We start from the raw sequence: 8,437 nt of genomic DNA, 5'->3' as shown, positions 1-8,437 counted from the left end.
TTTTTTTAATCGTCTCTCGATTTAATACTAACCCGGCGAGAATACTGGTGGCGGCAGCGAGATTGCTTTGCACCTGTTTTTGGGAGATAGTTTCTAGAGAACGGGACACCTGACTTAACACCTGTTCGGGGTCATCGGTATCACTGAGGACAGCAAAGGGTAATAAACCGGGATGATGGAAAAATTGCGGTGTATTTTCTTCCCAAAGACGGATGACATGGAAGGAATGAAAGGTTTCCCCCAGACGGAAGGTATTTTCTTGCACTAGGGGGGAATCACTGCGTCGCAGATAAATTACCACCTGACGCATTGGTTTTTGGGGATGACGACGATAGACGCGAATGCGATAATCAAGCATTCGGAAAGGAATCTTAGAGTCGGGGTCGGTTTGAAACTCGGTATGGAGAATTAATTGCTCTGACTGCAAAAAAATCAGAGAATCGGCACGAATGGGGTCTAATTGTAATTCCGTCGGGTCGAGGACGGTTAAGGAGAGGGGAGAACCTAATAACCAAGTGGCTAAATCATCGGAGAAGTTTTCGGCAATAAATTTACAAATATTATCAAACATCGTCAGGGATTACTTTCCGTTTCTCCTAGGATACCCTCGGTCGCCGGTGTTGACATCCTCCGTCACTATTGCCGAAGAGAATCGTAGCGCGGAATACATTATCGGCAAAATCATCGACTAAACTCTATAAATTTCAGCAAATTTATCACATCTTAACCAGGAATTTCTTGACAATTACTAGAGGAAGGGGTAGCTTGCAATCAGTTTAATTTTGTGGAGCCTTATGCTATTAGTTAACCTTATCAATCACGGGGGGGGGGGAGAAGCAAGGCTTATCAAAGCCTCTGCTGAAATCCTTTTCTCTAGTCACGGCCACTGCGATCGGTTGTATTAGTATCGCCACCAGTGCCACTGCGGCCAGTTTTTCCTTCGCTTTCGGTAGCCAAGGTTCGGGGAACGGTCAGTTCCTTAACCCCTTCGGTATCGCTGTCGGTAGCGGTGGTAATATCTATGTAGCCGATACGTTCAACAATCGGGTACAGGTATTCAACCCCAGTGGAGTCTTCCAGTCCGCTTTCGGTAGCTCCGGTACGGGGAACGGTCAGTTCAATGCCCCCTTCGGTATCGCGGTCGGTAGCGGTGGTAACATCTATGTAGCCGATACGGACAACGATCGCGTACAGGTATTCAACTCCAATGGAGTCTTCCAGTCCACTTTCGGTAGCTCCGGTTCGGGGAACGGTCAGTTCAGTTCACCCAATCGTATCACTGTCGATGGCGGTGGTAATATCTATGTAGCTGATACGTTCAACGCTCGCGTACAGGTATTCGACTCTGGTGGTGCCTTCCAGTCCACTTTCGGTAGCTTCGGTACGGGGAACGGTCAGTTCAATGCCCCCAACGGTATCGCCGTCGGTAGCGGTGGTAATATCTATGTAACCGATAGCATCAACAATCGCGTACAGGTATTCAACTCTAGTGGTGTCTTCCAGTCCACTTTCGGTAGCTTCGGTACGGGGAACGGTCAGTTCAATAGCCCCTTCGGTATCGCCGTCGATAGCGGTGGTAATATCTATGTAGCCGATACGTTCAACAATCGGGTACAGGTATTCAACCCCAGTGGAGTCTTCCAGTCCGCTTTCGGTAGCTCCGGTTCGGGGAACGGTCAGTTCCTTAACCCCTTCGGTATCGCCGTCGGTAGCGGTGGTAATATCTATGTGGCTGATGCGAACAACAATCGCGTACAGGTATTCAGCCAAAGTCAGCCGCCGGTGTCCACTCCCGAACCTTCTGGTATTATCGGATTAGGGATACTAGGGGGTGGTTTAGTGGTGCGTCGCCTCGCTAAACGTCGTTAATCGCGCTTGGGGTGGGGAGATGAGCCTAAATTTACCTAATTCCCCACCCTTTGCGGTTAAAAGCTTTAATTGTGCTGCTGTCTTTGTAATTGCTCGATCGCGTCGGGGGATAAATCGGTAAATCGGGCAATTGCGATCGCAACTGGTGCGAGGGTGAGGGGTTGGTCAAGGGATTGTTTAAGGGGCATATTCTGAATTGAATTTGCTGACAATACCTGTCATTTTGTCAAGAATTTTGTTATTTATATTTCTTATACTTCATCTAGCTATTGATTACTCGATTGGGGATTCGGGGCGATGCGCTTTTCTGGGGTTCGATTCGGATCGGTCAAATTGACATACACTATAATTATTAGAGTGATCCATGTTTATTTAGGTTAAAGAGAACAATAAAACTAGCGATCGATGCACGTGATCAGTAAAGTTAAATTACGAGAGTTTTGGGAACGCCACTCGGACGCAGAAGACGCTCTGACCGATTGGTATAACTTCGCTAGTAAGGCTAACTGGAAAAATTTAGTAGAGGTTCAAGGTCGCTACCCGAAAGCGGAGGCGGTGGGAAATTTTACAGTTTTTAAGATCAAGGGAAACAAATACCGTTTAATCGCTGACATCAATTATTCTCGTCAAACCATTTTCGTTAAATATATTCTAAGTCACCCTGAATACAATAAGGAGAACTGGAAAAATGATCCCTACTTCTAATCCATTAACCTATGGTGATTTACTGTTGCAGTATCAACCGAAACCGATTAATAACTCGCAAGAATACGAGCGATTTTTAAGCATAATTGAAGGGATGATGTCACGGGAGTTAATCAATGACGAAGGACTATTATTTGATTTACTGGTCTTATTAGTGGAAGAATACGAGCGGAAACATTATCCGATCGCCCGAACAAATCCTACCGCTACGCTAGAATCTTTACTGCATGAATTCGATATCGATAGGGAGTGTCTTATCGATATTTTCGGCGATCGGGATAGGGTAGAATCGGTGATGCTGGGGAAACAGGCGATCGCCCCCTCTCAAGCCGAGTCTCTAGCCGAATTTTTTAATCGTTTAAGTGCGAAACTGGCGTTAAGCGCCCGTGATTTTCTCTTGTAGCCTCGCTTTTCCTTCGGGAACCATATAACAAATCCTTACTTTCCTCATAACTTTAGATTAATTAAGATAATGTTACAAAACTTTATGAAAAAGGCGTAGTATGATAATTTACGCCAGTAAAGCGAACACAATAAGGAGCAACACCCATAATGCAGTCGGCCGAGATGTTGCTGACAGTCCCCAAAGAGTATTTAAAAGCACCGGGGGGCTTCAACCCAAACGTTACCATGTTTTTTAGTGCCTTGAGCCTAATAACCCTATCTACCTGCGGCTATTGGCTATGGTCTTGGCCCGACTGGATTTGTTTTAGTGCTAATGTCCTCGCTTTACATTTATCGGGGACAGTTATCCACGATGCCTCTCATAATTCTGCCCATAGCAATCGGACATTTAATGCTATTTTAGGTCATGGTAGTGCTTTAATGCTCGGTTTTGCCTTTCCGGTCTTCACTAGAGTCCATTTACAGCACCACGCTCACGTTAACGATCCCGAAAATGATCCGGATCATTTTGTCTCCACTGGTGGCCCTTTGTGGATGATTGCGGCCAGATTTTTCTATCACGAGATTTTCTTTTTTAAGCGGCAACTCTGGCGAAAATACGAACTGCTGGAATGGTTCCTCAGTCGTCTTTTTGTTGCTACCATAGTCATCGTCGCCTGTCAATATGGTTTTATTGGCTATGTGATGAATTTTTGGTTTGTTCCCGCTTTAGTGGTGGGAATTGCCCTCGGTTTATTTTTTGATTATCTTCCTCATCGTCCTTTCCAAGAGCGTAATCGTTGGAAAAATGCCCGCGTTTACCCCAGTCCTCTCTTAAATCTGCTGATTTTAGGGCAGAATTATCATCTCGTGCATCATCTCTGGCCGTCGATTCCCTGGTACAAATACCAACCGGCATACTATGCCACTAAACCGCTTTTAGACGCAAAAAATTGTGAACAGTCTTTAGGCCTACTGCAAGGTAAGAATTTCTGGAGTTTCCTCTACGATGTCTTCTTGGGGATTCGCTTTCACTCCCATTCCTCTAAATCTAGCTCATAGCAGTTATCGTAATGGTGAGGTAGAAAGTTTTCCTTTTGGGGAGTCGGTATCTGTACTGGTTTTGTTGTCAACTTGATTTTTTGAAGGAGAATTTTATGGGTCAACATTGGGGAAAAGCCTTAATTTTAACAACAACTTTCTTGACAATTAACATCGATTATGCTAGGTCTTTAACCTTTGGTGAGGCCGTTGGTATTGGAGCGGGGGCCTTGTTAATCAACCGAGCGGTACAGGATAATAGACAACGTTATCGATTTGTGCCACCAGAGCAAGAATTTCAGCGCGGACTAGAGGACGGGTTTAACTTTGCCCGCTATGATAATCCGCGCAATTCCAGGGACTACGATGACGGTTTTATCGAGGGACGAAGACGGCGGGAGTCGGGTTGGGCCAGTCCCAACCGGAGAAACTAATTATTTTTTTGGTCTGCGTCCCACTTCGGCGGTTTCTTGAATGGAAAATATCCTCAATTTGCCGTCGATGGGAGCGACTTTAGCCACCGCTGCCGATGCCACTATATAGTTATCACCCTCGGTGTTGGTAATATTGACTACCCGCTCGCGAGTGATTATCGCCATCTCGTCATTAGCAAGAATATCCACATCCCAATTCTCAGAAAGAACCTCCATACTTTTAATATTTTTGTAGGATTCCTCTAAAAATCTTTTATGTTCCGTGATGCCATCTAACTCAAAAATTTCGGTACTAGCATCGGTTTTAATGGTCAATTGCGAGGAAATAAATGGGGCATAGTGTTTGAGTATTAGGGCGATATTTTTATCTTTAATAGCGGTTTTAATGTCTTCAATCATTGCTTTAATTTCCGCTTCGCTGATTTTTTGTCCCCAATCGCTACTACTCGATTGTTTCACTGGCACTATCGAGGGATTAGCGTGGACAAAAGCGGGGGAGATGCTGGGGAGAAGGGATAAACCGAGCAATAGAACAATTAATTGGGGAGAACGCATAATTAATAAACTTGGTAAATTCAACCCGAATCATAGCATTTTCTCGTTACCGAATAAATCCTCAAGCTGAAAGTCCCCGGTTAGGGAAGCTAAGAGAGCAAAATTCTGGCTGTGCAAAGTCTAGGTTGATCCTTTAGCTATTTTTTGTTTGATATTTCCAGAATAACAGGGGTATGATCGCTAGGTTTTTCTTGTTTTCTGGGTTCTCGATCGATGAGACAATTAACGGCTTTTTCGTATAGCTGAGGAGTTAAATAAAGATGATCGATTCGCCAACCTCGGTTACGAGAAAAACCACCGCTGCGATAATCCCACCAACTATAATGTCCTGCTGCCGAGGTGAATTTTCTAAAGGCATCTTGTAAACCAATTTCTAAGACCTTTTCTAAAGCTTCTCTTTCTTTAGCTGAAGACATAATATGATTTTCTTTGCCCTTGGGATCATAAATATCTTTATCTTCTAAGGCAATATTAAAATCTCCGCAGATACATAATTCTTGAGGGTGAGAATTAATAATTTTATCTAGATATTTCCTAAGAGTTTCTAACCATTTAAGCTTATAAATATACTTATCACTATCTAGGGAAGAACCATTAGGAACGTAGAGATTGATAATCCGAATATCGCCGATTACTCCAGTAATTACCCGTTTCTGTTCGTCTAGTTCTCCCGTTAAATTTTCGCCGATAATTGGACTAAATCCCATAGTGATATCGCTCATGGGTTTTCGGCTAAAAATCGCCACACCATTGTAGGCTTTTTGTCCAGAAATATAGAGATGATAACCCAAAGATTCAAAAGCTTCTCTGGGAAAATCTCGATCGATTACCTTGGTTTCTTGCAAGCACAAAACCTCAACGGGATTGAGTTGTAACCAGTTAATTACCTGCTCTTGTCGGCTGCGAATCGAGTTGACATTCCATGTGGCGATTTTCATAGCTAAAAACCGAGAATTTTTCTCACACTTCCTCAGCAAAACTGGCGCGACGCACAAACTCAAAGGGACCGGCGATCGAACCCCAGACTAATTGATCGGTTTCGGGATCTAAACCGCGATCAACGCTAATTAATCCCCGTTCACTAATTTCAAAACTATTATCTAAATAAGTCATTCTATCTTTGCGAAAGACTAAACATTGTTTACCCGGTTTCACCACCCCTTTAAAACTGTTACCTGTCCAAGTTACATTCATATCACAACCCGGCATCGGTTCTAATAGGTCTAAGGTGAGATTTTTGAGACGCTGGGGTTCTCTAGAAGCACCAAAAAAGTTAGCTTCCTCTTTAACTTTAAAGTTTTCTAGTTCAATATGATCATCGACTACCGACAATTTAAATACTCGCAAACGATAGGGAGTATTGAGCATAAAATCGTAGGCCTGCTCTAAAAATAAACTGGTTCCCTTCAGTAATTCATCGGGCAAAGGACGCATACACACGCGAATATGGGCAAAAAAAGGCGGATTAGCAAAAGCTTGTTCTTGATTACTAAAATCCGCCGCCATCCAGCGCGCTAGGGTTTTTATGTCCGTGGAATGAGTCATAGTTTTTGAGATGTGAATGGCTATTAGCTATCAGCCATCAGCTAGTTAATCGCTCTGATAAATTTTCACTGATTACTGATAACTATGCCCCGACAATTGTTATTGTGCAATTACTTTAATTTCAATATCGGCACTAACTTCGGGATGGAGTTTGACTTGTACTTTATAGACTCCCAATTGACCGATATCGGGGACGGTAATACCACGGCGATCGATTTCTAATTTAGCATTTTCTAGAATAACCGTAGCCACATCTTGACTGGTGACAGTACCGAAAATTGCCTCGTTTTCACCCACCTGTTTAGGGATGCTGTAGGGACTGAGTTTTTCGATCGCAGTTTTTCTGGTTTCCGCTTCTTGTTTTTCAGCGAGGAGACGTTGACGCTCTTTTTCTTTCCTAAATTCTGCCTGTTTAATCGCACCCTTGGTGGCTAAAACGGCGACACCTTGGGGGATAAGGTAATTGCGCGCATAACCGGGGGCCACTTCCACCACATCGCCATTTTCACCTAATTTGCTGACTTTTTGATTGAGGATAACCTGCATTCGTTTCGCCATGATCTTGACCTAAAACAATAGTTCCAAAACCCCTATCATACCATGCAATCGTTTTTATGTGTCCTGCCATCCGGACCGTCAGTTAGCTATGGAAAAACTACTTGAACAATCCGAGTCTCCCGAAAAGGAAAACTTCCTATCTCATCATTAAGATAACTACTTTATTCAGTTTTCTTACCCGGTGTCCGTCAACTGGGAGGAATGCCGATAGCTGGTTAAAACCAGTAAGACAGGGCGGAGAGAGTAACTAAAGACCATTTTTTTGGTAAGATCAAAGCTAAACTAACCATCACGCCTTCTTGAGGAAAGATTTATTTATGAGCGATATAGGGTTTATTTTGACGATAATCAACAATTTCCTGCAAATTTACTCGGTAATCCTAATTGTTAGGGTTTTACTGACTTGGTTCCAAAATGCCGGTTGGGCCTATCAGATTATGTCTTTTCTCAGTCCGATTACCGATCCCTATTTAAACCTCTTTCGCTCGATTATCCCACCCCTAGGCGGGATGGACTTTTCCCCGATTCTCGCTTTTCTGCTGCTCAACGTTGTTCAGAGTGTCGTAGCCACAGGGGCCAGCAGTTTGGTCAGTAGCAGTTTCTAAATCCGCGGATCCACACTACTGGTAAAACCGGAAGCTTTGAATTTTTCCAGTCGCAAGGGGGTTGGTTGATTGGTAGAAACAGAAATTCTGATCTCGAAATCACTAATCCCCGGCGGCACTTCTGGAATTGCCCCGACTCGGCTACGATTTTGTAAAGCCGGTTCCCCGTTAGCATCGTAAATCCGACCAAAAACATCGGCATCATAGACGGTTTTTCCAGAATTATTTTTAGCTTTGCCGGTGATTAAAAAACAATTAGCCGGAAAACTGGTTCCCCCACTGGTGACACTCCCCTCGGCTAATTCGGGGGGACAGTCTTTGTAAGATACATCTAATAGTTGAATTGGGGTCAAAGCTTGAGCAATAGGGATGATAAGCCAGCTAGACAGCCAGAAAAGAACAGAAAGCAGCAAAACGGTGAGCGAGCGTGGTGTCATCGAAAATTTTGGGTCTGAAACCCCGTCGTTCTACGACGGCTTTACCGTTAAATACTAGCGCATTTACCAAATATATGCTAAAATGCTCCCCATGGAAAAAGCCTATTGGTTTCGATTTTACCCCACACCAGAACAAGAGTCGCTATTGCGGCGCACCTTGGGCTGTGTAAGATTGGTTTACAACAAAGCTCTCCACGAACGAACACAAGCTTGGTACGAAAAGCAAGAAAGAGTAGGCTACGCTCAAACTTCTTCAATGCTAACCGATTGGAAAAAGCAAGAAGAATTAGAATTTCTAAACGAA

The 8,437-nt window shown here is 43.7% G+C and carries 13 protein-coding genes and 1 pseudogene; 7 read left to right on the top strand and 7 right to left on the bottom strand.

The window, feature by feature from the left end; translation table 11 throughout:
* Nucleotides 1-571, bottom strand: a 571-nt coding sequence (locus tag IM322_RS05070) for an Rpn family recombination-promoting nuclease/putative transposase (RefSeq protein WP_287699259.1), incomplete at its 3' end; no start/stop codon positions are given.
* A gap of 223 nt (nt 572-794) precedes the next feature.
* Between IM322_RS05070 and IM322_RS05065 the strand changes: the two are divergent.
* Nucleotides 795-1,869, top strand: a pseudogene (locus IM322_RS05065) (6-bladed beta-propeller).
* Nucleotides 1,870-1,934: 65 nt separating this feature from the next.
* On the opposite strand, the gene IM322_RS05060 reads toward IM322_RS05065, so the two are convergent.
* Nucleotides 1,935-2,057 (bottom strand): hypothetical protein, encoded by a 123-nt coding sequence (locus IM322_RS05060; protein WP_287672233.1) that lies wholly within the window; start codon nt 2,055-2,057, stop codon nt 1,935-1,937.
* 217 nt (nt 2,058-2,274) lie between these two features.
* Between IM322_RS05060 and IM322_RS05055 the strand changes: the two genes are divergently transcribed.
* The 4 genes from IM322_RS05055 to IM322_RS05040 all read left to right on the top strand — a co-directional run bounded on the left by IM322_RS05055 (nt 2,275) and on the right by IM322_RS05040 (nt 4,433).
* Complete coding sequence (locus IM322_RS05055; protein ID WP_287672231.1) at nt 2,275-2,574, top strand: type II toxin-antitoxin system HigB family toxin; 300 nt, start codon at nt 2,275-2,277, stop codon at nt 2,572-2,574.
* A complete protein-coding gene (locus IM322_RS05050) occupies nt 2,558-2,977 on the top strand; it encodes a helix-turn-helix domain-containing protein (protein ID WP_287672229.1) in 420 nt (139 codons plus the stop codon). The genes IM322_RS05055 and IM322_RS05050 overlap by 17 nt, the downstream gene beginning before the upstream one ends.
* Nucleotides 2,978-3,126: 149 nt before the next feature.
* On the top strand, nt 3,127-4,020 hold the full coding sequence (crtR, locus tag IM322_RS05045) for a beta-carotene hydroxylase (protein ID WP_287672227.1): 894 nt from the start codon (nt 3,127-3,129) through the stop codon (nt 4,018-4,020).
* 95 nt (nt 4,021-4,115) lie between these two features.
* Nucleotides 4,116-4,433 carry a hypothetical protein gene (locus IM322_RS05040; RefSeq protein WP_287079865.1) on the top strand — a complete coding sequence of 106 codons (318 nt, stop codon included), beginning with the start codon at nt 4,116-4,118 and terminating at the stop codon, nt 4,431-4,433.
* Here the strand turns inward: IM322_RS05040 and IM322_RS05035 are convergent, their stop codons facing one another.
* From IM322_RS05035 to rplI, 4 genes are all read right to left on the bottom strand, one after another.
* Nucleotides 4,434-4,988 (bottom strand): hypothetical protein, encoded by a 555-nt coding sequence (locus tag IM322_RS05035; RefSeq protein WP_287672225.1) that lies wholly within the window; start codon nt 4,986-4,988, stop codon nt 4,434-4,436.
* A 137-nt stretch (nt 4,989-5,125) separates the two neighbouring features.
* On the bottom strand, nt 5,126-5,926 hold the full coding sequence (gene xth, locus IM322_RS05030; RefSeq protein WP_287672223.1) for an exodeoxyribonuclease III: 801 nt from the start codon (nt 5,924-5,926) through the stop codon (nt 5,126-5,128).
* A gap of 22 nt (nt 5,927-5,948) precedes the next feature.
* Nucleotides 5,949-6,533 (bottom strand): chromophore lyase CpcT/CpeT, encoded by a 585-nt coding sequence (locus IM322_RS05025; RefSeq protein WP_287672221.1) that lies wholly within the window; start codon nt 6,531-6,533, stop codon nt 5,949-5,951.
* 99 nt (nt 6,534-6,632) lie between these two features.
* Complete coding sequence (gene rplI, locus IM322_RS05020) at nt 6,633-7,091, bottom strand: 50S ribosomal protein L9 (RefSeq protein ID WP_012264300.1); 459 nt, start codon at nt 7,089-7,091, stop codon at nt 6,633-6,635.
* A 317-nt stretch (nt 7,092-7,408) separates the two neighbouring features.
* On the opposite strand from rplI, the gene IM322_RS05015 reads away from it, so the two are divergent.
* Nucleotides 7,409-7,696 carry a YggT family protein gene (locus IM322_RS05015; RefSeq protein ID WP_061430502.1) on the top strand — a complete coding sequence of 96 codons (288 nt, stop codon included), beginning with the start codon at nt 7,409-7,411 and terminating at the stop codon, nt 7,694-7,696.
* Here the strand turns inward: IM322_RS05015 and IM322_RS05010 are convergent.
* The gene (locus IM322_RS05010; RefSeq protein WP_061430501.1) at nt 7,693-8,133 is read right to left on the bottom strand and encodes a hypothetical protein; all 441 of its coding nucleotides are present in this window, start codon (nt 8,131-8,133) and stop codon (nt 7,693-7,695) included. The genes IM322_RS05015 and IM322_RS05010 overlap by 4 nt on opposite strands.
* 91 nt (nt 8,134-8,224) lie before the next feature.
* On the opposite strand from IM322_RS05010, the gene IM322_RS05005 reads away from it, so the two are divergent.
* On the top strand, nt 8,225-8,437 hold a 213-nt coding region (locus IM322_RS05005; RefSeq protein WP_287713126.1), incomplete at its 3' end, for a helix-turn-helix domain-containing protein.

This window comes from Microcystis sp. M109S1, assembly GCF_020247025.1.
GTDB lineage: Bacteria > Cyanobacteriota > Cyanobacteriia > Cyanobacteriales > Microcystaceae > Microcystis.
The sequence above is the reverse complement of the archived record's forward strand: the minus strand, read 5'-3'. Positions and strand labels throughout refer to the sequence as shown.